General features: G+C 67.9%; 26 protein-coding genes. 12 read left to right on the forward strand and 14 right to left on the reverse strand.

Features of this window, described 5'->3' with window-relative positions; translation table 11 throughout:
- Positions 1-31 precede the first annotated feature (31 nt).
- Positions 32-1,525: a tetratricopeptide repeat protein gene (locus C7455_RS16675; protein WP_109670177.1), complete on the reverse strand. Its 1,494-nt coding sequence runs from the start codon at positions 1,523-1,525 to the stop codon at positions 32-34.
- Between the two features lie 224 nt (positions 1,526-1,749).
- Here C7455_RS16675 and C7455_RS16680 point away from each other — a divergent pair, with 224 nt between their 5' ends.
- The 5 genes from C7455_RS16680 (at position 1,750) to C7455_RS16700 (ending at position 7,236) form a co-directional block, all read left to right on the forward strand.
- Positions 1,750-3,153, forward strand: coding sequence for a UbiA family prenyltransferase (locus tag C7455_RS16680; protein WP_245904384.1), 1,404 nt, complete (start codon positions 1,750-1,752; stop codon positions 3,151-3,153).
- On the forward strand, positions 3,150-3,584 hold the full coding sequence (locus C7455_RS16685; protein ID WP_245904385.1) for a GtrA family protein: 435 nt from the start codon (positions 3,150-3,152) through the stop codon (positions 3,582-3,584). Before C7455_RS16680 ends, C7455_RS16685 begins: the two co-directional genes overlap by 4 nt.
- Positions 3,581-4,900, forward strand: a complete 1,320-nt coding sequence (locus C7455_RS16690) for an FAD-binding oxidoreductase (protein WP_109670180.1) — start codon at positions 3,581-3,583, stop codon at positions 4,898-4,900. The genes C7455_RS16685 and C7455_RS16690 overlap by 4 nt, the downstream gene beginning before the upstream one ends.
- Positions 4,897-5,631: an SDR family oxidoreductase gene (locus C7455_RS16695; protein WP_109670182.1), complete on the forward strand. Its 735-nt coding sequence runs from the start codon at positions 4,897-4,899 to the stop codon at positions 5,629-5,631. The genes C7455_RS16690 and C7455_RS16695 overlap by 4 nt, the downstream gene beginning before the upstream one ends.
- Before the next feature lie 126 nt (positions 5,632-5,757).
- Positions 5,758-7,236 carry a hypothetical protein gene (locus tag C7455_RS16700; RefSeq protein ID WP_109670183.1) on the forward strand — a complete coding sequence of 493 codons (1,479 nt, stop codon included), beginning with the start codon at positions 5,758-5,760 and terminating at the stop codon, positions 7,234-7,236.
- Between the two features lie 59 nt (positions 7,237-7,295).
- On the opposite strand, the gene C7455_RS16705 is transcribed toward C7455_RS16700, so the two are convergent.
- A complete protein-coding gene (locus C7455_RS16705) occupies positions 7,296-8,312 on the reverse strand; it encodes an SUMF1/EgtB/PvdO family nonheme iron enzyme (protein ID WP_109670185.1) in 1,017 nt (338 codons plus the stop codon).
- Between the two features lie 2 nt (positions 8,313-8,314).
- Entirely contained in the window at positions 8,315-10,033 is a 1,719-nt protein-coding gene (locus C7455_RS16710) for a hypothetical protein (RefSeq protein WP_211315509.1), read from the reverse strand.
- Between the two features lie 326 nt (positions 10,034-10,359).
- On the opposite strand from C7455_RS16710, the gene C7455_RS16715 reads away from it, so the two are divergent.
- The 3 genes from C7455_RS16715 to C7455_RS20215 all read left to right on the forward strand — a co-directional run bounded on the left by C7455_RS16715 (position 10,360) and on the right by C7455_RS20215 (position 13,322).
- Complete coding sequence (locus C7455_RS16715; RefSeq protein ID WP_170119120.1) at positions 10,360-10,911, forward strand: tetratricopeptide repeat protein; 552 nt, start codon at positions 10,360-10,362, stop codon at positions 10,909-10,911.
- 177 nt (positions 10,912-11,088) lie between these two features.
- Entirely contained in the window at positions 11,089-12,693 is a 1,605-nt protein-coding gene (locus tag C7455_RS20210; protein ID WP_170119121.1) for a hypothetical protein, read from the forward strand.
- Positions 12,690-13,322, forward strand: a complete 633-nt coding sequence (locus C7455_RS20215) for a DUF3726 domain-containing protein (protein WP_170119122.1) — start codon at positions 12,690-12,692, stop codon at positions 13,320-13,322. The genes C7455_RS20210 and C7455_RS20215 overlap by 4 nt, the downstream gene beginning before the upstream one ends.
- Positions 13,323-13,343: 21 nt before the next feature.
- Here C7455_RS20215 and C7455_RS16725 read toward each other — a convergent pair whose 3' ends face one another.
- The 6 genes from C7455_RS16725 to phnD (C7455_RS16750) all read right to left on the reverse strand — a co-directional run bounded on the left by C7455_RS16725 (position 13,344) and on the right by phnD (C7455_RS16750) (position 18,598).
- The gene (locus tag C7455_RS16725) at positions 13,344-13,961 is read right to left on the reverse strand and encodes a DapH/DapD/GlmU-related protein (RefSeq protein WP_109670188.1); all 618 of its coding nucleotides are present in this window, start codon (positions 13,959-13,961) and stop codon (positions 13,344-13,346) included.
- Positions 13,958-14,818 (reverse strand): phosphonate ABC transporter, permease protein PhnE, encoded by an 861-nt coding sequence (gene phnE / locus C7455_RS16730; protein WP_109670190.1) that lies wholly within the window; start codon positions 14,816-14,818, stop codon positions 13,958-13,960. The genes C7455_RS16725 and phnE (C7455_RS16730) overlap by 4 nt, the downstream gene beginning before the upstream one ends.
- A complete protein-coding gene (phnE, locus tag C7455_RS16735; RefSeq protein ID WP_109670191.1) occupies positions 14,815-15,759 on the reverse strand; it encodes a phosphonate ABC transporter, permease protein PhnE in 945 nt (314 codons plus the stop codon). The genes phnE (C7455_RS16730) and phnE (C7455_RS16735) overlap by 4 nt, the downstream gene beginning before the upstream one ends.
- A gap of 12 nt (positions 15,760-15,771) precedes the next feature.
- Positions 15,772-16,581, reverse strand: a complete 810-nt coding sequence (gene phnC, locus C7455_RS16740; RefSeq protein ID WP_109670193.1) for a phosphonate ABC transporter ATP-binding protein — start codon at positions 16,579-16,581, stop codon at positions 15,772-15,774.
- Positions 16,582-16,686: 105 nt separating this feature from the next.
- Complete coding sequence (phnD, locus tag C7455_RS16745; RefSeq protein ID WP_109670195.1) at positions 16,687-17,610, reverse strand: phosphonate ABC transporter substrate-binding protein; 924 nt, start codon at positions 17,608-17,610, stop codon at positions 16,687-16,689.
- A gap of 70 nt (positions 17,611-17,680) precedes the next feature.
- On the reverse strand, positions 17,681-18,598 hold the full coding sequence (phnD, locus tag C7455_RS16750) for a phosphonate ABC transporter substrate-binding protein (protein ID WP_109670197.1): 918 nt from the start codon (positions 18,596-18,598) through the stop codon (positions 17,681-17,683).
- 424 nt (positions 18,599-19,022) lie between these two features.
- On the opposite strand from phnD (C7455_RS16750), the gene C7455_RS16755 reads away from it, so the two are divergent.
- Positions 19,023-20,174, forward strand: coding sequence for an alpha-D-ribose 1-methylphosphonate 5-triphosphate diphosphatase (locus tag C7455_RS16755; protein ID WP_109670198.1), 1,152 nt, complete (start codon positions 19,023-19,025; stop codon positions 20,172-20,174).
- The gene (locus C7455_RS16760) at positions 20,174-21,007 is read left to right on the forward strand and encodes a sugar phosphate isomerase/epimerase family protein (RefSeq protein WP_109670200.1); all 834 of its coding nucleotides are present in this window, start codon (positions 20,174-20,176) and stop codon (positions 21,005-21,007) included. The genes C7455_RS16755 and C7455_RS16760 overlap by 1 nt, the downstream gene beginning before the upstream one ends.
- Positions 21,008-21,134: 127 nt before the next feature.
- Here the strand turns inward: C7455_RS16760 and C7455_RS16765 are convergent, their stop codons facing one another.
- Positions 21,135-22,280 carry an alpha-D-ribose 1-methylphosphonate 5-triphosphate diphosphatase gene (locus C7455_RS16765; protein WP_109670323.1) on the reverse strand — a complete coding sequence of 382 codons (1,146 nt, stop codon included), beginning with the start codon at positions 22,278-22,280 and terminating at the stop codon, positions 21,135-21,137.
- A gap of 46 nt (positions 22,281-22,326) precedes the next feature.
- Here C7455_RS16765 and C7455_RS16770 point away from each other — a divergent pair, with 46 nt between their 5' ends.
- Entirely contained in the window at positions 22,327-23,013 is a 687-nt protein-coding gene (locus tag C7455_RS16770; protein ID WP_109670202.1) for a DUF1045 domain-containing protein, read from the forward strand.
- Here the strand turns inward: C7455_RS16770 and phnN are convergent.
- From phnN to C7455_RS16790, 4 genes are read right to left on the reverse strand one after another with little or no spacing between them, the layout of a single operon-like run.
- On the reverse strand, positions 22,995-23,555 hold the full coding sequence (phnN, locus tag C7455_RS16775) for a phosphonate metabolism protein/1,5-bisphosphokinase (PRPP-forming) PhnN (RefSeq protein ID WP_109670204.1): 561 nt from the start codon (positions 23,553-23,555) through the stop codon (positions 22,995-22,997). The genes C7455_RS16770 and phnN overlap by 19 nt on opposite strands.
- On the reverse strand, positions 23,552-24,232 hold the full coding sequence (gene phnL, locus C7455_RS16780) for a phosphonate C-P lyase system protein PhnL (RefSeq protein WP_109670206.1): 681 nt from the start codon (positions 24,230-24,232) through the stop codon (positions 23,552-23,554). Before phnL ends, phnN begins: the two co-directional genes overlap by 4 nt.
- 1 nt (position 24,233) lies before the next feature.
- Positions 24,234-25,004 (reverse strand): phosphonate C-P lyase system protein PhnK, encoded by a 771-nt coding sequence (gene phnK, locus C7455_RS16785; RefSeq protein ID WP_109670207.1) that lies wholly within the window; start codon positions 25,002-25,004, stop codon positions 24,234-24,236.
- Complete coding sequence (locus tag C7455_RS16790; RefSeq protein ID WP_109670209.1) at positions 25,001-25,843, reverse strand: alpha-D-ribose 1-methylphosphonate 5-phosphate C-P-lyase PhnJ; 843 nt, start codon at positions 25,841-25,843, stop codon at positions 25,001-25,003. Before C7455_RS16790 ends, phnK begins: the two co-directional genes overlap by 4 nt.
- A 40-nt stretch (positions 25,844-25,883) precedes the next feature.
- Here C7455_RS16790 and C7455_RS16795 point away from each other — a divergent pair, with 40 nt between their 5' ends.
- The gene (locus C7455_RS16795; RefSeq protein ID WP_109670210.1) at positions 25,884-26,189 is read left to right on the forward strand and encodes a hypothetical protein; all 306 of its coding nucleotides are present in this window, start codon (positions 25,884-25,886) and stop codon (positions 26,187-26,189) included.
- The last annotated feature ends 1 nt before the right edge of the window (position 26,190 follow it).

Raw genomic sequence — 26,190 nt, forward strand, 5'->3', positions numbered from 1 at the left:
AAGGGTTGCGGCTCGTTCTTCACGCATCACTTCAATCGGCCAGCGCCCGCGCACCGCCCAGCGTTCCGGGGCCTACCATGCCGTCGATCGCACCTTGATACAGGCCGCGCGCCTGCAAGATCAGCTGGAACTCGATCGCCGTCTGCCGTTCCCACGCCGGTGGACGCGGGCCACCTGCGGCGCGCAGATCCTCGACCGCGACTTCGCCGGTCTCCAGTGCCGCGACATAGCCTTGCGCGGCCGCGACCGGGTCGGCGGGCGCACCGATGCCCTGTTCACGCAGAAAGGCGAGGGCTGCGACGGCGGGCGAGTGGCCGGCCTCGGCGGCGGCACGCGTCCAGCGCAGGCGCATCGCGGGGCTGGGCGCGACACCCTCGGCGCCCGCGGCATAGAGGCTGGCCAGACCCAGCGCGGCGTCGAGATTGCCGCCGCGCGCAGCCGCTGCAAGCAAGGGCACGGCGGCGCGCGGATCGGGGATGCCGAGCGCGGGATCGGCGCCGCCCGGCACGCCCTCGCCGGTCAGGTAGGTCTGGGCGAGGTTGATCTGGGCGAAATGGTAGCCCTGATCGGCGGCGGTGCGGAACAGGCGGATCATCTCGGCCGCATCGCGCGGCACGCCGCGCCCGAGGCGGTGCATGAAGGCCAGCGTGGTCGTACCCGCGGGATCGCCGAGGTCGGTGGCGGCGCGATAGGCGGTGATGGCGCGGTCGAGGTCGGCCCGGATGGGGCCGATGGCGAAATTGTAGTAATCCCCCAGCCGTGTGTGGGCCGCGCCGATGCCGGCTGCGGCGGCACGGTCGTAGAGCGCAACGGCCTCGCGATGCTCCCCGCGGGCCTGCGCCACGGTGGCGAGATGGAAGAGCGGGCCGCCTGCCTCGGGGGCAAGCGACACGGCCTCCTGGCAGAGGGCCAGCGCGTCGCGCAGACGGGCGAAGACCGCACGCTGGGCGGCTTCGCTCACCGGCACCTCGGCCGAGGCAGGGCCTGCGCGATCCATGCAGGCGGCAACCGCAGCCTCGGCCAGTTGGCGGGCCGCGCGTTCTTCGGCGAGACGGGCAATCTCGGCCGCGACGGTGGCGCGGCGGGCTTCGGCCTCGGCCTGGGCCTGTGCAATCGCCGTGGCCTGGGCAGCGGTGGCGGCCTCGGCAGCGGCGCGGGCCTCGGCGGCGAGGCGTTCGGCCTCGGCGGCGGCGGCGGCCTCTTGCTCGGCGCGCCTTAGGGCCTCCCGTTCCTCGGCCAGACGGGCGATCTCGGCGGCGACGATGGCGCGGCGCGCCTCGGCCTCGGCCTGGGCCTGTGCAATCGCCACGGCCTGGGCAGCGGCGGCGGCCTCGGCAGCGGCGCGGGCCTCGGCCGCCAGACGCTCGGCCTCGGCGGCCGCATCCTCAGGTGCCGGGTCTTGGGCGATGATGATGGCCGTATCCGTCCCTTGCTGCGCAATGGCAATCGGTGCGGGCGCGGCGAGCAGGCACAGGAGGATCAGCAGCCGGGTGTATGTGACATCTTGCGGGCGGGAAAAGGGCACGGGGGTTTATTCCTTGGGCAGCAAATGGATAGCGCCAGCCTAGCGCGCGACGGCCCGACCTGTCGAGCGTCGTCACACCACAACCGGTCGAGAAAGCGCTGGCAAAGCGCAGGGCACTGGTGCAGGCTCTGGCCAATTGAAAAGGCACGGAAATTCGACGGAGCGAGAGCCTGACGCAGCCCCAACCAGAGACCGAGGCAAGCGCCATCGATCTGCCCGTTCTGGTGGCCGATCTGGACGGCACGCTGCTGCGCTCGGACATGTTGCACGAGAGTTTCTGGGATGGCGTCGCGCGCGATCCGGCCACGCTGGGCGCGGCTCTGCTGGCATTGCCCCGGGGCAAACCCGCGCTCAAGGCCTGCCTCGCGGAGCGCTCGCGCATCTTGCCCGCCACCCTGCCCTATGACCCGCGCGTCATCGCCAGACTGGAGGCATGGCGCGAAGCGGGGGGGCGGACGGCGCTGGTGACCGCGACCGATGCGCGGCTGGCCGCGACGGTGGCCGATTACCTCGGGCTGTTCGACGAGGTGCATGGGACAGCGGGCGGCACGAACCTCAAGGGTCCGGCCAAGGCCGCGTTTCTGGCCACCCGCTACGGGGCGGGCGGCTATGTCTACATGGGCGACAGCGTCGCCGACCTGCCGGTCTGGGCCGCGGGGGGCAAGTCGATCAGCGTGAACGCCAGCGCCGCCGTCCGGCGCAGCCTCGACGCTCAGGCACAGGGCGAAGTGGAGCATCTTCCGCCCGAAACCGGGCGGGCCGGCGCGATCTTGCGCGCGCTCAGGCCGCAGCAATGGGTCAAGAACATCCTCGTCTTCGTGCCGATGATCGCCGATCTGGCCTTTGATCTGGCGACACTGATGGCGGCGCTGGTGGCCTTTGTCGCGCTCAGTCTGACGGCCTCGGCGGGCTATGTTCTGAACGACCTGCTGGATCTGGCCGACGACCGCAGCCATCCGCGCAAACGCCACCGCCCCTTTGCCAGCGGCGCCCTGTCGGCGGCCTTTGGCACATGGCTGTTCCCGGCTTTGTTGCTGGCCGGTCTGGCCGTCGCGGCGCTGGACGGGGTTTTGCTGCTGGGGGTCGTGGCGCTCTATTTCGGGGCGACGCTGATCTATTCTGTCAAGCTCAAGCGCCACACGATGGTCGATATCTGCATGCTGGCGGTGCTGTTCACGCTGCGCATCATCGCGGGCGGCGTGGCGATCGGGGTGGAATTGTCGGTCTGGTTGCTGGCGGTGTCGATGTTCCTGTTCTTCGCGCTGGCCGCGGTCAAGCGTCTGGCGGAACTGACCGACCTGCAAGCGGCGGGCCGCGCGGTGTCGCGGCGCGGCTACCGGGTGGAGGATCGCAACCTCTTGAGCCAGATGGCGATAACCTCAGGGTATCTCGCGGTGCTGGTGCTGGCGCTGTATGTCGACGAGCCGGTGGTGCAGGAGAAATTCGGGATGCCCTGGATGCTCTGGTCGGTTTGTCCGCTCCTGATCTTCTGGATCAGCCGGATGGTGATGGTGGCCGCGCGCGGCGAGATGCACGACGACCCGCTGGTCTGGGCACTGGAGAACCGCACCAGCCGCAAGGTCATGGCGATGGCAGTAATCTTCATCGTGCTGGCGGTGGTCTTGTGAGCGCGCGGCCGTCGGGGGCGGCGCTGGTGCTGCGCTACGCAGGCTTCGCGGTGGTGGCGACGCTGGCCAATCTGGGCGCGCAACGGCTGGTGCTGGCCGGAGCCGATCCGGTCGGCATGCAGCGGCTGGTTCTGGCGATGGCGGTCGGCACCGCCGTGGGGCTGGTGGTGAAATACCTGCTCGACAAGCGATGGATCTTTTACGACGCCACGACGGGGGCGCGGGCGCAGGGCGCGCAATTCGCGCTTTATTCCGCGATGGGGCTGGTCACGACGGCGATCTTCTGGGTGACGGAAACCGCGTTCTGGATGGTCTGGGGCACCGATGCGGCGCGCGAAATCGGGGCCGTGCTGGGGTTGAGCCTGGGCTATGTCACGAAATACCTGCTCGACCGGCGCTATGTCTTCCGCGCGGCAGGGGGTGCTGCATGACGCGGCTTTCGGGCTGGGGCCGGTTCCGCCCGGTCGAGGCGCGGGTGGCCCGCGCGCGGGACGCAAGCGATGTGGTCGCAGCCCTGGCGCAGGGCCCGCTGATCGCGCGCGGCAACGGGCGGGCCTATGGCGACAGCGCGGTCAGCCCTGGCCTGACGCTGGACATGCGGGGCATGGACCGGATGCTGTCCTTCGACAAGGTCCGCGGCGTTCTGGTGGCCGAGGCGGGGGTTCTGCTGGCCGAGGTCATCGCGGCCTTCTTGCCGCGCGGCTGGTTCCCCGCCGTCACGCCGGGCACCAAGTTCGTGACGCTCGGCGGGGCCATCGCGGCCGATGTGCATGGCAAGAACCACCATCTGGACGGCAGCTTCGGGGCCTTCGTCGACTGGGTCGAGGTGATGGACGCGAAGGGCTGCGTGAGACGGGCCGAGGCGGGGTCCGAGGCCTTTGGCTGGACGGTGGGCGGCATGGGCCTGACGGGCGTGATCTTGCGCGCGCAAATCCGTCTGCGCCCAGTTGAGACCGGCTGGATCGTGCAAGACATGCGCGCGACCCAGACGCTGGAGGCGACCATAGACATGATGGATGCCACCCTGTCGGCGCCCTATTCGGTCGCATGGCTCGATTGCGTGACGACGGGCGTGATGATGGGGCGCGGCCTCGTCATGCTGGGCCGCCATGCCACGTTGGACGACCTGCCGCGCGCGGACCGGCGCAAGCCCTTAGTCACGCCCAGAAAACCAACCCTCCGCCTGCCCTTCGACCTGCCTGCCGCGGCGTTGAACGGCATCACGCGCCGCGCCTTCAACGCGCTTTACTACTGGAACGGGCGGCGCAAGCCCGGGCCAAGGCTGGTCGATTGGGACAGCTATTTCTACCCGCTCGATGCGATCCTCGACTGGAACCGGGGCTATGGGCGGGCGGGATTTCTGCAGTTCCAGTGCGCCTTGCCGCAAGAGGCCGCGAAACCCGGCATGAGCGCCCTTCTGGGTGCCATCGCGCGTTCGGGCGAGGCCTCGGTGCTGTCGGTGCTGAAACGCTTCGGCGCGCAATCGGGGCCGTTTTCCTTTCCCATGGCGGGCTATACGCTCGCCCTCGATTTTCCCGCCAACGACCGGAGCCTGAGGCTGATGGAGAGACTGGACGCGATCACGCTCGACCATGGTGGGCGATTCTATCTGGCCAAGGATGCGCGGATGCCGCGCGCGGTGCTGGAGGCGGCCGATACCCGTGTGGCGGCCTTTCGCGCGATGCGGGCCGCAACCGGGGCGGCGGGGCGCTTTGTGTCGGTGCAGTCCGAAAGGCTGGGGCTGTGAAGGGGCCGGTCCTGATCCTCGGCGCGGCCTCCGACATCGCGCGGGCAACCGCGCGGGCCTTTGCCGCACAGGGCTGCGCGATCCAGCTCGCCGCGCGCGACCCCGACAGGCTGGCCGATGACAAGGCCGATCTCGAAACCCGCTTCGGGGTGGCGGTCACGCTGCACAGGGTGGATGCGCTGGACGTGGAAAGCCATGAGGCGTTTGTCGATAGCCTGCCGGACCTGCCCATGGTGGCCGTCTGCGCCGTGGGCCTGATGGGCGATCAGGCCCAGACCGCCGCCGACGTGACCCGCGCCACCCTCATCCTGCGCTCGAATTTCGAGGGGCCTGCCAGCCTGCTGGGTGTGCTGGCCAACAAGATGGAGGCGCGCGGATCGGGCACGCTGGTGGGCATTTCCTCGGTCGCGGGCGAACGCGGACGGGCGTCCAACTACGTCTACGGCAGCGCCAAGGCAGGCTTCACCGCCTATCTGTCGGGGCTCAGGAACCGGCTGGCGAAAAAGGGCGTGCATGTCGTCACCGTGCTGCCGGGCTTTGTCGACACCAAGATGACGGCAGGCATGGGCCTGAAGGGCCCCCTGCTGGCCCAGCCCGAGGAGGTCGGGCGCGCCATCGTGGCCGCTGTCGAAAAGACCCGCGATGTCATCCACGTGCGGCGCGTCTGGTGGCTGGTGATGGCCATCATCAAGGCCATTCCCGAAGGCAGCTTCAAGAAGACCTCGATCTAACTTTTCGCGCCGGTTTCCGCGCTAGGCCCCACCATTTGCGCGGGATTCCGCCGGGGCCGGGGCGCGCGGCCCATGTCTTGCAAGCGCTTTATTGTGAAATTCACCTTTTGCGCTTAGGGCAGGATCATGACCGGGACAGTGACGGCGCAGCCAAAGGCGCGCATTTCAAACCATATCGTTCGCATCGCGGACAACCCCAACACCGTGATCGCGGCGCTGGTGCTGTCGACCTGCGTGGCGGCCATCGCCGGTTATGTCGTGACCTCGCGGGCGCTGTCCTACCTGTCCGCCCCGGTGGAACTGGCTGAAATCGATACCCCCCTGCGTCCGACGGAACGACCTGCGTCACGGGTACGCCCTCTGCTGTCGACCGCCGATCCCGTGGTCCTCGCGCCCGCGTTCAGCGACACCGCCCCGGCCCAAATCCTGCCGCCTCGGCTGGCCGATGCAGACCTGCCCGCACCGCCGCGCATCGAAACGTCTGACGCGACAGCAGACGCCACGCCGCTCCGCGTGATCGCCGGACGGCCTGCCGTGGTGCCGCCGCAGCGCCCTGCCAGCGGATCACGCCTTGTCGCGCTGGCCGACGGCGTCAGCGCGGCGCGCGCCTTGGGCCTGCCCGGTCCCGTGGTCCGCCCCGACGCGCCGGTCGCCGCCCCGGTCCGCGTTGCCGCCGTCCGCCCCGCCATCCGCCCGGTGACCCTGTCGACGCGCGCGCCCGCGGACGCCGAAATCGTACTGGCCGCGGCCACCACGCCCGAGGTCGAGCCCAGCCCCCGCCTGTCCGACCCGGTGCCGCCGCGCGCGGGCGCCAACCCCTGTTCGCCCCAGCTGGCGCGCGAGATCCCGCGCAGGCCCGGCAACGCGGCGGGGGGCGCCGCCGCCATGGCCGCCGTCGGCAATGGCAGCGGCGCAACGCGCGATTCCGCGCTGGTGGCCGAGGCGCTGCGCGGCAACATCCCTGCCCATCTGCGCGACCTGCAGCCGGTCGAGTTTACCGGCGTGGTGGGCGGACGGCAGACCCGGATCACCATCTGCGTCACGCCCGATTACCTTGCCATCGGATCGGATGCCGATCATGTCCGCGTGCCGCTTGGCCTGCCCGCAGCGCTGCGCGTCGCCGATGCCTTCGACATGATGTTGCCGACGACGCGGATGGTGGACGCGATCTATGCGCAGGCCGATGTGCGCGTCTCGCCCTCGCCGATGCCGCCGACCTCGGCCATGTCCTCGACCGAGTATTTCTTGCGCCACAACGCCACTGTCGCCGCGCAGTTCGCCCGCGCGGGCGCTCGCCCCGGCCTGCTGGTCGCGGGCCACAAGAAGGATGTGGTGATCGCCAACAGGCTCGCCAATGCGCCGGGCCGCGTTGCGATCTACGGCTGGCACCGCTCGAACGGCGACCCGATCCAGCCGCTGTCGACCGTGCATGGCGAATATTACGCCGACTACAGCCATGGCGTGCGGCTGGTCGCGCGCACGGCCTATGTCGACGGGCGCGCGGTCGACCTGCGCGGGCTGCTGACCGACGGGCAATATGCGGGGATGCTCAACACCGATGGGCCGCTCAGCAGCACAACGGTCAGGCTGGCCTCGCTTCGGTAGTCAACGAGCGGGAAAAACTGCAGTTTTTCCAATCGGAAAACTGCAGTTTTCCGATCCCGTCACCCCACATCCCGGAAACAGCGGAAGCCGAGGTGATAGTTCCGGTGGCTGCCCTCCGACATGACCCGCGTGCCGTGCCAGAAGGGTGCGCGCCAGCGCGACCAATGCTCATGCGCGCGGATGGTGTCCCAGATGAACCACGACCCTTTCATCTCGGTCACGCCCAGAGTGGTCGACCCGCGGCTGGCCATCTGATCCTCCGACAGGGGCAGGTTCATGTGCTCTGCCGCATTGCCGTCGATGTCATAGACCCCCAAGGGTGACCGGCACTCCGGGAACGAGCCGGCAGGATAGGTGTTCGACCCGCAACCGGTGAAGCTGCCGCCATTGCACGAGGCGTTCTTGAAACTGCCCGTGGCACAGACGCCCGACCGCCACGACCCGATGGAAAAGGTGCCCGACGTATTGGCGTAGCGCGCATTGTGCAGGCCGCGCATCGTGTTGACCGCGGCCGAGGCGCTCATGCCACGAATGCGGTCGAAGGGATAATCGGGCGGCAACAACTGGCCAGCCGAGGCACCCTCCCACTCATGGGCATCGCCGATCCGCTTGCCCTCGGCTGCGCAGAGCTGCGCGGCCTCGTTGGCGCGGACCCAGACGACCGGGTAGGCCATCGGGATATTGGGATATTCGAACATGTCCGCACAGACCGTGGCATCGCGCGGGCTTTGGGTCTGCGGATCATAAAGTGGCACCATGAAGGGCTCACCGCAGATCCGCTCGTATTCGCGGTTGCGATAGCTGTTCTGGACCTGCTCGACCGTGCCACCCAGCCGCGCCGCCGCCTCCTCGGGCGTCAGCGGGTGGCGGGTGACGGCCGGGTTGCCCTGCCCCATCCAGCCATTGGGCGAGGCCGCAAAGATCGCCCGGACGCGGCTGATCTCGGAGGCCGAGACGCCGCGCACCTCTTGCATCTGGCGAAACATCGCTTCGTTGCGTTCGGCCAATGTCTGCGCACCCGCAGGCAAGGCCATGGCTGCGGCGGCCAGTGCCGCCTTCAGGACGGTTCGGATCATGCTCACTCCCTCCGCACAAGGTAGAAGAAATCACGGTTGTCGGGCGCCTCGACGAATCGCGCGGCCCCGCTCGGGTCGCTCTCGGCCATACCGCGCACGAGGTGGCGGGTTTCCAGATCACCGTCCTCGCGGGTGTAGAGCGCCATGTAGGTCAGCTCCTGGCTGTTCATGTCCAGAAGCATCGCATAGTCACATTGATAGGCTTGGAAGGTCCGCGCCATGCCCGACGGCGTGGCCGACGAGAAATAGGCGTAGATCAAGAACTGCCGCCCCTCGACTGTCCGCAAGCAGGCCCCCGCCCGCAGCGTGCGCAGGTTGGCCTCGGCCGAACCCGACCAGTTGCCGCCCCCCCACGAGGTCACGCGGTCGCCCGGCACGCCGTTCTCGATCAGGGGCACGCCGTTCTGGCGGGCGGTGACCAGCCGGTCCATCAGGCCCGCATCCTCTTCGGTCCAGGTGCGCATGCCGACCGTGCCATCCTCCAGCACATAGAGCGTGGCGAGGTTCGGCCAGAGCCGCGAGAACAGCACGCCATGGGTCAGGAAACCGTAGTGATGGCCCCAGTTGAAGCTCGCGTAATCCCCGAACCGCCAGGCCCCGTGTTCGCGTTTGAACCCGCCGGTGAAGGTCGCGGCCACCGTTTCGTAGAAATTGGGCGAGAGCATCCCGTTGAACACCAGCGGATCGGGCCGGTCGATGCCGTCCGGCCCCGGCCCCTGATAGTGCCGCCCTGCGCCCGAGGGTCGCGGCGACCAGCCCAGCGCCGGGTGGTCGGTGCCCACCTCGTAGCCGATCTCGAATTGCGCCATGTCAAAGGCCACCAGATACACATCCGCGCGGTTTTCCACCCCGTCGAGCCCGTTGGCCCCGGGCACATCGAAGACCTCCCGCGCGATCATGGCCGGCTGCATCACCGATGCGTAGATGCCAGGCGCGTCGGTGACCTCGTACCAGGCCCCCGCAGTCATCGCGCCGCCATCAGTGCCCTCAAGCTCAAACCCCATCGCAGGCCGCATCGCGGGCGTCTGCGCCAGCAGCGCGGTGCCCAGCAACTCTACCCCGCTGATCTCCACCTCGCCCTCGAACCCCTCCGAGGACACCATGAACGCATCCTCGAAAAAAGCGCCCTTGATCAGGTTCACGATGCTGTCGCCGAAGATGACGTTGTCGCGCAGGAATTGCGATACCGCCTCGCGCGTGGTGCGGTTGCCGCGCACCGGGTTGCGCACGAAGACCGCCCAGTCGCAGATCGGGGCAAAGGGCAGGTCAAGGTCGGCGGCGGCTTGCAGGCTGCCGTCGGCCCAAGGCGCGCATTCGGTCAGGACGCCGGACTGGTCGAGCACCAGCGATGGCGCATCCCCGTCTTGCAACGCGATCAGCGTGGCCTCGGGGTCACCGTTCTCAAGGTGATAGGCGCGCGCGCGCCCCGAGACCGGCGCGACCTCGAGCACGAACCACGAATTGACATGCGGGTTGAGCGAGGTGAGCCGGAAGGTCGTGCCATCGTCACCCGTCGCCTCATGCGCGTTGCGAAACGGGTTCAAGGCCCAGATCGAGCCCGGCACGTCGGCGTTCAGCTCTGCCAACTGCGCCTCCATCACGGCCGGATCGGGCAGATCAACCGCCTGTGCCCGCCCGAGAGGACCAATCACAAGCAGCAGTGCAAGCGGCGCAGTCAGCGCGAAACCGGGAATCAGACAAAAGGGCTTGGACCGCGGCAAGACGACCTCCTTCAATATAGGTTCCGCGTCAGGTGCTGCAGCGGATCATGCAATGGGCCAAGTGTTGCAACATCCTGATCCATGGCGCAACGCCGCAACGCGGGCTGCACGGGTCAAATCCCGATCCCGGCACGGCCTGCGGAAGATCGCCCAGAAACGGCACGCGGGACGGCAGCGTTTTTCAATCGGTTAACCAAGTGTTAACCCCTACCCGCAAGGCTTGCGGGTAGGGGATGCGCACGGTGTCGCCTGATCCTGCCAGGGCAGACAGGATCGGGCGCGGCATGATGTGTCCCCGGAATGGGAAGAGTAGACCGAGGACCGGTATGGCACGTCATTTTGCGCCCGAAGATCATCAAGATATCGCTGCGGGTCCGGTGGACCTTCTGTCCGACACGTCGGACACGCGGCCCGATGCGGGGCTTTTGCTGGCGCGCGCGCAGCTTTTGCGGGGCGATCTTGCCGCCGCGCTGACCGCGTCACGCCATCTGTCCCAGATGCTGCCCGGGCGGCCCGATCCGGTCGAGCTGCTGGTCGATGTGGCGCTGGAACATGGCCGGGTCCAGCTGGCACGCTGCGTCGTTGCGCAGGCAGAACCGACTGCACCGGCTGCCCAGACGGCGCTCCTCAAGGCGCGCATCGCCCTGTCCCAAGGGGATTTCCCGGCGGCCAAGGCGATCTTGGTGACGGCGGTCGAGGCAGCCCCCGATGTGGCGGCCCTGCGCGCCCTTCTGGCAGAGGTCATGGTCGCCGCAGGCACCGCGGCCGATGCCCGCGCCGTGCTGACGCATCTGGGCCAGCCTCCGGTCTGTCCGCCGCTGGACATCCCGTCCGAGGCTGGCGAACCCGAACGGCGACCGGAAAAACGGATCGGCTGACCGCCGCCGGTTTGGTTTGACGCGCCCCCGCGCGCGGCCCATGCTTGGCGCGCAGGACCGAAGAGGCACGACACCGATGCGCGGCGACCGGCTGCTCAAGACCACATGGCGGGGGCCGTCGTCACCGCCCTCGCCCAAGCTGTGGCCCGCCCGGCAAAACGACCGCCGGGTGTCACAATGACCCAGCCCGGCCTGCCGCAAGGCATCAGGTTGCGCGCGCCCGCTCTGGTCATGAGGCTCGCACGGCTGGGTGCCTTGCAGCCAAGCCGCCTCAGTTTCGACCGGCAGCTGTTGCGGCGCATGGCGGCCGAGCGTTGGACGGTGGCGCGCAGCATCTGGTCGCTCGATGCCGCAGGGCAAGGTCACGCTGTCTATACCGTGAGTACGGGCGCCCGGCGCTACGCCCTCTTTGCGGTGGCGGATGGCGGCCCGCGATCAGGCTTCGCGCTGTGCGACGGCACCCCCGAGGTGGACGACATGGCCCGTTTGCGCACAGCGCTGCTGCGCGACGAACCCGGCCGCCTGTCGGAGCGGGAGCTGTGCCTGACTCATGCGACGCACGAGGGCGCGTTGTGGGACCATGTGCTGGCCTGTCTCGCCGCGGGCGTGCAGCCCGACACGGCGCGGCTGTCCACCGGCGCGCTGCTGCGCGCGGCGCCGGTGCTGGCCTCGGGCAAGATGGGCACCGCCGACCGCGACCTGATCGCCGACCGCGCCGAGTTGCACGCTCCGTTTCAGGCCGAGTTGCTGACGCTCTGGCTGATGCGACGCTTTGCGCAAGATCTGGTGGAGCATCTGGCCCTGGGGCTGGGCGGCGCTCAGGCCACCCGGCTGACCGCTTCGGCGGCGCGGTCACTGGGCATTGGCCTGTCCACCGGGCTGACGCTTGCGGCCTTCCCGGTGACCCATCCATGCCTCTTCAACACATGGATCATGGCCCGCGAAGAGGCCATCGCCCGGGTCTCGGCCCTCGACCGGCTGCGCACCGACGACTGGGACCATGTCCGCGACCTGCTGGTGGGGCTGGGAACAATTGCGGGGGATGCGGAACGCGGCACCGCCTTGCGCGCCGATCTGGAGCGTCTCGCGCAAACCATGGCAAAGGGTCCACAAGGCCCGCGCCCCTGGGGATGGCTGATGGAATGGGCGGCGGGCGCACTTGGACCGGGCGGACAGGAGGCGCTGGCCTCAACCATGCTGGAGCCCTACGGCGATCTGGTCGACGGTCTGGCGCATTGCATGTCCGACACGCTGGACCGCGATTACCGCATCGACGGCACCCTGTCCGTCGGGCGGATGCGCGCCCTGATCGACGGCGTGCATGGCTGGGCGCTGGCGCGCGACTGGTCCGAGGAGGCGATGACCGCGCTGGCCTGGTCGAGCGCACGGGGCGGCGGCGACCCGACGCTGGGGCCAAGGCACAGGCCCGGCGGCGCTGGCGCTGGCGCGGTGACGGGACCCTTCGAATTGCCGCTGGCCGTGGTCCGCGACGCCGTGCGCGCCTGGCGCAGGCTTGGGCTTTTCCCCGACGAGATGCCGGTCGCGCAGATGCTGCTGGAGCATCCAGACCACCGCAGCGCGATCCGCCGTGCCCAGATCGCGGGCTTCGCCCCCTATGCCGAGATCCGCGACAACCTGATCGACGCCGATCTGCGGCCCGCCGACCTGATGCGGGCCACGCTGGCCTTCCTCGGGGGCACGGACATCGGCGCGACGGGCGACTTGCGGGCGCGGCTCTTTGCCGGCGCACCCTGCGCGGACGATGCCGGTGCGCGCCGATGACCGACACGCTGTCCTTCGGCGAGGTGGAGACGCTGGCGCGCCGCGCGGCCCGTGGTGCCGGCCTGCCTTGGGATCTGGCCGACGAGGCCGGGCGCGCCGTGCGCATCTTGTGCGCGGCCGATATCGACGGCTGCCGGGCGCTGGCCGACCTGCTCGCCGAAATCCGGGTACGCCGCGACGCCAAGATGGTGCCGCAGCGCCTGCAAGACCGGGTCTGGAGCGCTCCGGGCGGGGCGCTTTGCCCGATCCGCACGGGCACAGCACTCAGCGACATCGCCCGCCACCTTCCCCCCGACGGGGTCGGTCTTGTGGGCGTGACGGTGCCAGCCCTGATCCTGCCCTTCGCCGCTGATGTGGCGCGTATCGTGCAGGGCCCGGTGACGCTGTCATGGCACAGCGGCATCCTCAGCATCGGGCCAGACGGGCTGCCGCGGTCCGAGGGCATGGCCAAGCTGGTGCAGACGCGACAGACCGGGCTGCACCTGCATCCGGGCGGACCGGGCATGCCCCCGGCCCCGCCCCAGACCCGCGCCCGCCCCGACCCGGAGGCCTGGGCCGCGCTGGTCGCTTTGGCGGCGCGCACGCTTGCCCCGCCCGGTGATCCCGTTCCGTGTGATCCCGTTGGGTGACCCGCCCGCCACAGGGGCCGGTCAGGGGCGGTATTTCTCGATGAAGGCGTCGATGGACAGCGCGCGGAAATCGGGGATGGCCGCGCCAAACCGGTCATGGTCCCAATCCCACCACGCGATTTGCATCAGCGCCCCTTCCTGCGCCTCGCTGAAGCGGCGCTTGATTGGGCGGGCGGGGGCGCCCACGACGACCGTGTAGGGGGCGACGTCACGCGTCACCACCGACCCTGCCCCGACGACCGCCCCGGTCCCGATGCTGACGCCGGCCAGCACCGTGACGCCGTGCCCGATCCAGACGTCATGGCCCACACTCACCCAATGATCGCGCCGCCAGTCGAAGAATTCCGCCTCGTCCTCGCCGAACCCGAACATGCTGGCGCGGTAGAGCGCGTGATGCTGGCAGGCCCGCCATGTCGGATGGTTGCCGGGGTTCAGGCGCACCATGTTGGCGATGTTGGTCCACTTGCCGATGGTGGTCCAGATCACCTGACCGTAGGCGCAGATGTAGGAATAATCCCCCATCTCGCAATCGGTCATGGTGGTCTGGCGCCCCACCTCGGTCCAGCGGCCAAGGGTCACATCGGCACCGACCTCTGCCTCAGGGTGCAGGGTCGGCGCCTCGCTCAGTCGTTTGCTCATGCGTCGTGCTTCTCTCCGATGGCCCAGAGGCGCACGCGCTTGGACACCCAGTCAATCGCAAAGATCAGCACAAGCACGTTCAGCACCACGAATGCCACCTGATCATACAGCCCAGCGCGGAAACGTTCGATGATGATCATCCCGATGCCGCCCGCGCCGACGATGCCCAGAATGGTGGCCGAGCGGGTGTTGCTTTCGAGAAAGTAGAGCGATTGCGAGATGAAGACCGGCAGCACCTGCGGGATGTAGCCGTAGCGGATCACGCCCAGCTGGCTGGCGCCGGTGGCCTTGACGCCTTCGACCTGCTTGCGGTCGATGTTCTCGATCGCCTCGGAATACAGCTTGGACAGCGTGCCAAGGTCCGAGACGAAGATCGCCAGAACCCCTGCCAGCGGCCCAAGGCCAACGGCCCGCACGAAGACGAGACCCCACACAAGCGAGTCGATGCCGCGCAGCACGTCGAGGATACGGCGCACGATCTGGCGCACGATCATGACGGGCATGACGTTGCGCGCCGCCACAAAGCCGATCATCAGCGCGCCGATGGTACCCAAGAGCGTGCCGAGGAAGGCCATCGCCAGTGTCTGCGCGATCCCGACATAGATCTGGTCATAGGCCCAGCCGTCCATGTCGCGCCAGACCACGAAGGCCCGGAGCAGGCGCAGCACCCGCTCGGAGCTTTCAAGCAGTTTGCCAAACTCGAAATACCACATCGAGCCAAGCACATAGATTACCGCCAGTACGAGGGGCGCCCAGCGACGGATGGTGCCCAGCGGCGTGGCGAAAGCGCCCGGATGGTCCGCGCGCACGCGGTCGATCTGGTCGTCGGTGACAGCGGAAATGGCGGCGATGCTCATTGGAAATTCTCCCGCCCGATGTAGTTCAGACGCACGCGTTCCGAGATCAGGTCGATGATGGTCACGGTCAGAACGACCAGCAGCAGAACCGCCGCCACCCGGTCATCGGAATAGAAGGAGATGACGCGGTTCAATTCCTGCCCGATACCGCCTGCGCCGACGAAGCCGATGATGGACGAGGCCCGCACGTTGATCTCGAAGCGCAGCAGGGCGTAGCTGAAGAAGTTGGGCGCCACCTGTGGCACCACGCCGTAGGCCATGCGTTCGGCCCAGCTGCCGCCGACCGCCGTGATCCCCTCGACCGGACGGGACGATGCGTTCTCGTTGACTTCGGCGAACAGCTTGCCCAACGCGCCCATGGTGTGGATCGCAATCGCCAGAACGCCCGCCAGCGGGCCGATGCCGATCATGAAGACGAAGACCAGCGCCAGCAAGATCTCGGGAATGCCGCGGCAGATCTCGAGGAACCGGCGCGAGATCCAGTAGACCCAGCTATTCGGCGCAAGATTGGCGGCTGCGGGAAAGCTGAGCACAAAGGCCACGGCGGCCCCGATCAGCGTCGCGGTGATCGCCATCAGGATGGTTTCCCAGATCAGCCGCATGTAGGTCCAGAAATCGGTGTACCAAAAGGTCAGCGAGCCGGGCACGGCGCGGCCTTCCTCGGTCCGGCCCTCAAACAGCACGGACCACTGCAGGTCGGGCATGATGGTGCCGAAATACTCGAAAATGCGCGGCACACCGGCGGCAAGCCGGTCGGGGTAGAAGCGGCTGACCCAGATCGACAGGCCGAGGCAGACGACAAAAGCCACCAGCCCCAGAATGTTCCAGAGCCGCTTGGAGGCGCGCAGTTCCGCGCGGTGACGCTCGAAGGTGGAGACCGCGTCGCGCGGTCCGTCACCCGGCGCGGCGGAGGATCCGCCGAGGGTGGGGGTATAGGTCATTGCAATTGCCCCTCAGGCCATGACACGCGCGGCGGCGACGGACGCCGGCAGCGCGGTGGAGGTCGCGGCCTCGTTGAAGGCCTCGTCAGCCTCGGCACCGTAGATCTCGCGCGCCATCTGCGTGGTCAACAGGTCCGGCGTGCCGTCAAAGACGACGCGCCCGTCCTGCATGCCGATGATCCGGTCGCAATAATTGCGCGCGGTATCGAGCGTGTGGAGGTTGCAGATCACCGTGATCCCGTCTTGCCGGTTGATGTCGCGCAGCGCGTCCATCACGATCTTGGCGTTCATCGGGTCGAGCGACGCGATGGGTTCATCGGCGAGCAAGATCTTGGGCTCCTGCGCCAGCGCACGCGCGATGGCGACGCGCTGCTGCTGGCCGCCCGACAGGGTTTCGGCCTTTTGCAGCGCGGTATGGGCCATGCCCAGACGATCCAGCGCCTGAATGGCAAAGGCGCGTTCGCGGGGGGTAAAGACCTGCGCCATCGACCGCCACGCTGGCACGTCGTAGAGCCGCCCGGTCAGCACGTTGGTGATGACGTCCAGACGACCAACAAGGTTGAACTGCTGAAAGATCATCGCGCAATCGGACCGCCAGGCGCGCAGCTCGCGGCCTTTGAGGGCGGCGATATCGGCGTCGCCGAACAGGATCTGGCCCTCGGACGGGTCGATCAACCGGTTGAGCAGACGCAGCAGCGTGGACTTGCCCGCACCAGAGCGGCCGATGATGCCCACCATCTGGCCATCGGGAATTTCCAGATTGGCATTGTTCACGGCGAGGTTTTCGCCGAACTGCCGGGTCAGTTTCTGAAGTTTCAGCATATATGGGTTCCTTTGCCTGCCTGCGGCCGCGCGGACGTTCGCACCGGCACGAAATGCGCCGCGGGGCCGGTTTCACGGGCCCCGCGGCGTCGATCTATGGGTGTGTCAGCGCGCTTCGGTCATCACTTCGCGCAGGGCGATCGTGCTCTCGTAGAAAGCATGGTCGATCTCGACAAAGCCACCGTCATCGCCACCTGCGGCCAGCGCGTAGCATTCGGGATGCTCGGCCTGCATGCTCAGCAGGAACTCCATCATCAGCGCGCGCGCTTCCTCGGGCAGGTCCTGGCGGAACACGGTCGGGCCGTTGGGGATGATGTCCGAGGTCCAGACGATGCGGATGTCGTTCATGTCGAGCAGGCCATTGTCGACCATCCGGCGCAGGTTGCCGCGCGAAAAACCGTCGGAAAAGTCGCCCTGACCGGAAATCCAGGTCACCGCGGCATCATACTGCTCGTTGAGGACGGCGACGACAGCCTGTTCATGACCGCCACCAAAGCCGGTGGTGCCGAAATATTCCTCGTCATTGATCCCCTGCAAGGCGAGCTGGCCGCGCGGCACCAGATAGCCGGAGGTCGAATTGGGATCGGCATAGGCAAGGCTGCGACCCTGCATGTCCTCGAGCGACTGGATGTCGCTGTCCGAGCGCACCACCATCACGGCGTAGTAGCCCAGCGTGCCGTCCAGCTGGGCGCGCGTCAGGACCGGCTCGACCGCGTCGGGGTCCTGCAGGTAGATGCCGGCATAGGATGCCGCACCAAGGCCCGCCATGTGCAACTGACCTGCCAGCAGGCCCTGCATGACACCGGCGTAATCGGCGGCCGGGAAAAGCTGGACCGGCACGCCCAGCACCTCGGAGATCAGCTCCCCGTAGCATTCGTTGCGGCGCAGCCGGTCGGCCTCGTTCTCGCCGCCCAGGATTCCGATATTGAAGCTGCCCATCTGCGCGCGCCAATCGTCTTGCGCGAAAGCGGCGGTGGAGGTCAGCGCGGTGGCACCCAGCACGAGGGCTGCAAGCGTTGTCTTGAACATGGTGATGTCCCCAGATTTTGAATGAAACGAGAGGGGCGGCCCCAAGGCCGCCCCGCATGGCTGCAATCGCTCAGCGCGACTGGGTCGTTGCCTCGCGCATCGCGATAACGCCCTCGTAGAACTCGTGATCGACCGGCACCCAGCCCTGTCCTTCGCCCATGGAGAATGCGGTATAGCAGGCGGGGTCGGTCTCGTGCTGCGTCAGCAGGTAGTCGTAGACGATCTGGCGGGCTTCATCGGGCACACCGGTGCGGATCACGGCGGGACCGTTCGGGATGATGCCCGAGGTCCAGATCACGCGCAGATCGTTCATGTCGACGAGGCCATTGTTGACCATGGTGCGGAAGTTGCCACGCGTGTAGCCCTCGGCATGCTCGCCTTGACCGGATGTCCAGGTGACGCCCGCGTCGTACTGGCCGTTCAGAACCGCGATCACGGCCTGCTCATGACCGCCACCAAAACCTGTTTGCGAGAAATAATCGTCGGTGATGCCCATCCGGCCCAGCTCGAACTGCGGGACGAGATAGCCCGAGGTGGAGTTCGGATCGGCATAGGCCAGGCTGCGGCCCTCCATGTCGTCCAGCGTCTGGATGTCGCTGTCCGCGCGCACATACATCATGGCGACGTAACCGGTGGACGCATCCGCCTCCGAGCCCACGAAGATTGGCTCGACCGCCTCGGCGTCCTGCATGTAGATGCCCGCGTAGCCCGACGCGCCCAGCGTGGCGAAATCCAGCTGCTCGGCCAGCAGGCCCTGCATCACGCCGGCATAATCAGCGGCGGGGAAGAGCTGAACCTCGACGCCCAGCGCTTCTTCAAGCGCAACGCGGAAGCATTCGTTGTTGCGCAGACGGTCGGCTTCGTTCTCGCCGCCCAGCAGGCCGACGCGGAACACGGGCAGATCTGCGCGCCAGTCCTGCGCCAGTGCGGCGGTGGAGGTCAGAGCGGTGGCGCCCAGCACAAGGGCGGTCAGGGTTGTCTTGATCATCGACAGATATCCTTGGGTTGCGGTTGTAACGCCGAAGCCCGGCCCTCTCACCCAAGGGTGCCGCCCGGTCTTCGTTGGGGCGGGTGCTAGGGGGTACACATGATGGTGGTGTAATGGTTCGACGAAGAATTCGTGACAGTGCGCCAAGCCCGCCAAGTGACAGGAGAATCGCCTCGGATCGCCCGGCGCGGCATGGAGACGGCCACGCCTCCCGGCACCGACAACCCATCGAAATGTCGGAAAAAACACCTTCAGGGGCGGCACTTCAGCCGGCGCGACGCCCCTGCCGCGCGATTCGCGCCCTTCGGGCTTCCGGCACGCGGTGCAAAGCACCACGAGACGTCACAAAACAGTCACCACGGCGCAACACCGGCGTTACACTGACCCCGTTGAGAAGGCGCATGTGCCAGGAGGTTGCCCCACCATGTTTGATGCCCCGCCCGCCCCCGCGCTGACGCTGTCCAATGCCCGCATCGTCACCCCAAGCGGCATCGTCGACGGATCGCTCGCGCTGGAAGACGGCCGCATCGCCGGGCTCAGCCGCGCGTCGGATGGCCGCGATCTCGGCGGCGCCTTCGTGATCCCCGGCATCGTCGATCTGCACACCGACCATGTGGAGCGTCACACCCACCCGCGCCTCTCGGTGCTCTGGCCCTTCCTGCCCGCACTCATGGCCCATGACGCGGTGGTGATCTCGGGCGGCACGACGACAGTTTTCGACAGCCTCTCGGTCGGCGCCTCGCTCAAGCGCCCCGAACGGCGCGAGATCCTCGAACCGCTCCTCGCCGCGCTGGCCGAGGGTCAGGCGGCGGGCGTCTTCCGCGCCGAGCACCTCGTGCACCTGCGCTGCGAAATCTCGGACCCCTCCACCATGGGCCTGATCGACGCAACCGTCGCCCATCCGCTCACCCGCCTCGTCTCGGTCATGGACCATACGCCCGGCGACCGGCAAAGCCCCGACATCGACCGCTGGTTCGCCCATATGATCCACGAGATGGAAGTGGACGAGGTGACCGGCCACGCGATGATGGACGAGTTGTTCGAGCGGTCCCAAAAGCGTGGCGCGGAGGTCCGCGCCCATGTCGTGCGCGCGGCACATGCCCATGCCCTGCCGATCATGAGCCATGACGACCGGACCCTTGCCCATGCCGATCAGGCCGCCGCCGAAGGGCTGGCGATCAGCGAGTTTCCCACCACGCTCATAGCCGCACGGCGCGCCCGTGACGCAGGCCTCGCCATCGTGATGGGCGCGCCAAACTACCTGCGCGGCGGCTCGCAATCTGGCAATATCGGCGTGGCAGAGCTGCTGGCGCATGGCCTCGTCGATGCGCTCGCCTCCGACTACATCCCGCGCTCGCCGCTCGATGCCGCCTTTCGCCTCGCCGCCGACCCGGCCTTTCCCCATGACCTGCCCGCAGCCCTTGCGCTGGTCAGCGACGCGCCTGCCCGCATGACCGGCCTGTCCGACCGCGGCCGGATCGAGGATGGTCTGCGCGCCGATCTGGTGGCCGTGCGGCTGGTCGGCGATCAACCCGTGGTCCAAGCCGTCTGGCGGGCCGGAAAGCAGGTGTTTTGATGCTCCCCCTGAAAATCGGCGCGGCCCTCATGGTCGCGGACCTCCCCACCTACCGCGACTGGCTGATCGGGGATCAACGCGACCTCGAAGTGCAGGATTTCCTGCGCCCCGAGGTACTCTTGGGCGACTGGCAGGCCGTGGTGACCGAGGCCAAACGCCATCTCGACGGGTTCGAGGGGCGGCTGGGCATCCACGGGCCCTTCATCGACATGACGCTCGACATGGCCGATCCGGAGATTGCACCGATCGTGTCGCGCCGCTTTGTCACGGCGGTGGATGCCGCCACAGCGCTTGGCGCGTCGCAGATGGTCGTCCATTCCCCCTTCACGACCTGGGATTGGTTCAATTTCGGAAACGACCCAGAGATCGGCAACACCCCCTCCGCGCGCGACCGCAAGATCGCCCGTGCCCAGGCCCTGCTGGGGCCCGCCGTCGCCCGCGCCGAGACCTGCGGCGTCACGCTGGTGATCGAAAACATCGAGGATATCGACCCGGGCACCCGCCGCGAGCTCGCCGCCAGCTTCGCCTCGGACGCCGTGCGCCTCTCGATCGACACCGGCCACGCACACTACGCCCATCACGCCACCGGCGCGCCCCCCGTGGATTATTTCGTCACGGACGCAGGCCCGATGCTGTCGCATGTCCACCTGCAAGACGCCGACGGCTTCGCCGACCGCCACTGGCCACCCGGGCGCGGCACGGTCAACTGGCACGCCGTCTTCCGCGCCATCGCGGCACTGCCGCAGCGCCCGCATCTGGTGCTGGAACTGCGCCATGCCGCCGACATCCCGGCCGCCATGGCCTGGCTGGAGCGTGAAGGCCTTGCCTGCTGAACCAAACCGCCCCTGCCTTCATCTTTCCCCAAATATGCATGACCGCAGCCACCGCCCCGCGTCCCCGCCGCGGAGCCGGGCACCCAAGCGCCGGGCGGGGCTCGATGCCCCTCGCGGCGCTCCCCCCTCACGCGACGCGCGCCCCCGCCGACCAGACACCGCGCATCACGGGCACGCCGTCGATCAGCCGGAACCGGATCACATCGGCCCGCATCCCCTCGGCCAGCATGCCCCGATCCATCAGCCCCGCCGCATGCGCAGGCGCCCGGCTGACGGTCGCCATGCCGCGCGACAGGTCGCCCCAGATCCCGCCCAGCAACACGGCCGCATAGAGCAACGCCGCCGGCACGTAATCCGACGAGACGATGTCGAGCAGCCCCGCCCGCGCCAGCGCCTCGGCCGAGACATTGCCCGAATGCGACCCACCCCGCACAAGGTTCGGCGCCCCCATCATCACCGCGATCCCGTGACTCCGGCAGGCGCGCGCAGCCGCTTCGGTGGTCGGAAACTCCGCCAGCGCGATGCCATGCCCGGCGGACCGCACGACATGTTCGACCAATGTGTCGTCATGGCTGGCCAGCACCGCGCCCAGACGCTGCGCCGCCGCCACGGCCGCCGCTTCATGCGCGTCGCGCACCGCCTGCCCCAGGGCCTGCCGGGTGCGGACATGTTCCTGAAACACCTCCTCGCTCAGCCCGTGCTTGCCTTTCATGTAGGTCGCATATTGCCCCAGATCTGCGAACTGCCGCTGGCCCGGCGTGTGATCCATCAGGCTCATGATGCCGACCCGATCCTCGGGGCCGAAGCTCTCCAGCTCCTCGAGCAGCGTGTGCGAGCAGATCTCGGCGCGCAGATGGATGTGATGGCTGATCTTGAGCGCTCCCGCCGCCCGCATCGCCAGCAATTCGTCGGCCAGATCGCGCGCATAGCGCGACCAGCCGACGCCCCCCTTGCCCTCGATCGAGCCGACCCGGATCGCGTCATAGACGGTTGTGATCCCGCAAGCGGCCAGTTCCGCGTCATGGGCGACGATGGCGGGCTTGTGCGGCCAATGCGCCGAGGGGCGCGGGCGGATGTGGCGCTCCAGATTGTCGGTGTGCAGTTCCACCAGTCCCGGCGCAACGATATCGCCGCCGCAATCGATGGCGCCCGCGGGCACGGCATGGCCCGCCGCCAGCTCGACAATCTCGCCGCCCTGAAGCGTCACGCGCCCCGTCATCTCGCCTTTGGGCAGGATCAGGCGGGCATTGGCAAGCGTCAGCGTCTCGGACATCAGGGGGTGATCCTTGGGCATGTCAGTCTCGGAAGGTCAGGACAGGATGGATGAGTTCAAGCGTTACGGTCTCTACGTGGTTCCCGAGGGCGCGCTCTATCGCGCAGGTGCCGACTGGCTGGGCTGGGACAGCGTGGCGGGGTCCAAGGTGGGACAGCCCGACCTGCCGGGCCTGCCCGACACCCCCGCAGCCCTGACCGCGACCCCGCGTAAATACGGCTTTCACGGCACGATCAAGCCGCCGTTTCGCCTCGCCACCGGCACCGATGCCAAGTGGCTGGCGGCCGAGGCGCGCATCTTTTGCGCGACCTGCTCCCCGGTCACGATCCCCGCGCTCGAGGTGCGGCGGCTGGGCGGGTTCATCGCAATCGTGCCCGCCGAGCCCTCTTCCGCGCTGGCCGATCTTGCGGCGGCCACCGTCGAAGTGCTCGACCCGTTCCGCGCGCCCCCCTCCGAGGCGGAACTGGCGCGCCGCCGCAAATCCGCCCTGACCGACCGGCAAGAGGCCCTGCTGGCGCGCTGGGGCTACCCTCATGTGATGGAGGAATTCCGCTTTCACATGACCCTGACCGGCAGCCTGCCGACCGACCGGGCCGAGGCCGCGCGCGCAGCGCTTGCGGCCCATTTCGCGCCGCATCTCGCCGCGCCCTTCGTCATCGACAGCCTGTGCCTGATGGGCGAGGACGCGGCGGGGATGTTTCACCTCCTCCACCGCTACACCTTCGCGGGGTAGAGCGCGGCAAGCGCTGCCGCCACCGCACGGTCCAGCCGTCCGGAATTGTCGATCTCGCTCACCCGCAGCCCGTCGGGAAAGGGCGGCGCGGCGCGTGCGAGCCTGCGGGCGATATCGCCCCGCCCCTCGCGCCCGCGCGCGGCCAGCCTGTCGGCCAGCACCTCGGGCCGCGCAGTGATATGCAGCACCTGCAGCGTGGGAAAGGCCCGGTGCGCCTGCCCCAGCATCCCCCGCGACAGGTTGGCCAGCGCATCTTGCCCGCGCGCCAGCACCTGATGCACCTCGCGCGGGATGCCGTAGAACAATCCATGCGCCTGCCAGTGCAGCGCGAAATCGCCGCCCGCCGCGCGCGCCGCGAAAAGCGCCGGGCTGATGCCGTCGAAATCCTCGCCGCCCGCGCCCGAGGCCCGCGTGATGACCCGGCGCACCCGGACAAGCTCGGGGCGCGCGGCGACAAGCGCCTCCATCACGCTGTCCTTGCCGACGCCCGAAGGGCCGACCACAGCGATGAACCGGCCCGGGGTCACGCGGGCATCGATCATGCAACCCTCGGGGTAAAGGCCGAGACGTCGATCTCGCGGTCGGCGACACGGGCGCGCGCCTCAAGATCGTGGAAGATGCCGACGATGGCCGCGCCCTGCGCCTTGGCCTCCTCGATCAGCGTCAGCACCGTCTCGCGGTTGGTGGCGTCAAGACTGGCGGTCGGCTCGTCGAGCAGCAGCGCCGGATAAGCATGGGCAAAGCCGCGCGCGATGTTCACGCGCTGTTGCTCACCACCCGAAAAGGTCGTGGGCGACAGCTGCCACAACCGTTCGGGAATGCGCAGACGGGTCAGCAGGTCCCGCGCACGGTTCAGGGCTTCGCCCTCCGGGCGGCCCAGCGCCAGAAGCGGTTCGGCCACCACCTCCAGCGTCGGCACGCGCGGCACGACGCGCAGGAACTGGCTGACATATCCCAATGTCTCGCGCCGCAATTGCAAGATATCGCGGGGCTCCGCTTTTGTGATGTCCACGCCGCCGATCCGCACGCTGCCACTTTGCGCAAGGTAATTGCCGTAGAGAATGCGCATGACGGTGGATTTCCCCGCCCCGCTCTCGCCGGTCAGCGCCACGCATTCGCCCGGCGCGACACTGAACCCCGCCCCCACGATCACGGGGATGACCGTGCCGCCCTGGTTGTGCAACGTGAAATTCTTTGCGAGTTCTTCTACATGAATCATGTCACACCTGCAGGACGGAACTGACGAGAAGCTGGGTATAGGGCGCCTGCGGATCGTCGAGCACCTGATCGGTCAGGCCGGTCTCGATGACATGGCCGTCCTTCATCACCATCAGCCGGTCGGCAAGCAGCCGTACCACGGCCAGATCATGCGTCACGACAATGGCCGACAGCCCCATGCGCCGGACGAGGCCTCGGATCAGGTCCAGCAACCGGGCCTGCACGCTGACGTCGAGGCCTCCCGTCGGCTCGTCCATGAACACCAGCCGTGGCCCGGTCACGAGGTTGCGCGCGATCTGCAGCCGCTGCTGCATGCCGCCCGAAAACGCGCTGGGGCGGTCGTCGATCCGGGTCTCGCTGATCTCGACCCGGCCCAGCCAATCGGTCGCCTGCGCGCGTATCTCACCATAGTGGCGCGCGCCCACGGCCATCAGCCGCTCGCCTACATTGCCGCCCGCGCTGATGCGCATGCGCAAACCGTCGCGCGGGTTCTGGTGGACAAAGGCCCAATCGGTGCGCCCCAACATGCGCCGTTCGGGCTCCGACATGGTGAGAACGTCGCGCGGGCCCTCGGCGCGGGTGTCAAAGATGACCTGACCGCGATCCGGCGGCAGATGGCCCGCAAGGCAATTGAGCAGCGTCGACTTGCCCGAGCCGCTTTCGCCCACGATCCCCAGCACCTCGCCGGGATAGAGCCGGAAGGACACATCGGTGCAGCCGACCCGCCCGCCGTAGGTTTTCGTCAGGTCCTTCACATCCAGAAGCGGTGTCATGCGGCTTCCCCCTCTTGCGCGGCCCGCCTGTCGGCGCAGAAATCGGTGTCGGAACAGACGAACATCCGGGTGCCTTGGTCATCGGTGATGACCTCGTCGAGGTAGCTGTCCTCGGCCGCGCAAAGCGCGCAGGGATGCGGCGCCTTGGACGGATCGAAGGGGTAATCGTCGAAATCGAGGCTGACGACCTTGGTGAAGGGCGGCACGGCATAGATGCGCTGCTCGCGCCCCGCGCCGAACAATTGCAGCGCCGCACTTTCCAGCTTGGGATTGTCGAACTTCGGGATCGGCGAGGGCGACATGACATAACGGTCCTCGACCATCACCGGATAGGAATAGGCCGTCGCGATCTCGCCATGCCGCGCGATATCCTCATACAGCTTGACGTGCATCAGCCCGTAGTCCTGCAGCGCATGCATCTTGCGCGTCTCGACTTCGGAGGGCTCCAGAAACCGCAAGGGTTCGGGCATCGGCACTTGATAGACGAGGATCTGATCCTCGGTCAGCGTCACCTCGGGGATGCGGTGGCGGGTCTGGATGATCGTGGCCTCCGCGGTCTTTTCCGTCACCGCCACATCGGCGGTCTTTTCAAAGAACTTGCGGATCGACACCGCGTTGGTGGTGTCGTCCGCGCCCTGGTCGATCACCTTGAGCGTATCCTCGGGCGTCAGGCAGGCGGCCGTCACCTGCACGCCGCCCGTGCCCCAGCCATAGGGCATCGGCATCTCGCGGGATGCAAACGGCACCTGATAGCCCGGCACGGCCACCCCTTTCAGGATCGCGCGGCGGATCATCCGCTTGGTCTGCTCGTCGAGATAGGCGAAATTATAGTCAGACATGGGTCACCTTTTCGCCGAAATCGCATGCGATGGTTGCGGTATGGGACAGTTGATCTTTGCCCTTCTGTGGACGGCCATGGCGCTTCTTCTGCTCTTTTTCGGGGGCATAGAGACGCTTGCGCCGCTTGAACGCGCGATCTTCACGATCTTCCCGATCACCGGCATCGCGCTGACCTGGGCCAGCTGGCGCCAGTTTCGCCGCCGCCGCAGCCTGCGGGTGGAAACCGTTGGCGGGGTTTCCGTCTACGTCTGGATCGAGATGGACGGCACAGAGCGGCGCGCGACCAAGGACCCGCGCGACGATTGGGACAGCGACGGGGACGGCGGGGATGGCGGGGGCGACTAGG

Origin of the sequence: Roseicyclus mahoneyensis (assembly GCF_003148775.1) — a bacterium.
Classification (GTDB): Bacteria; Pseudomonadota; Alphaproteobacteria; order Rhodobacterales; family Rhodobacteraceae; genus Roseicyclus; species Roseicyclus mahoneyensis.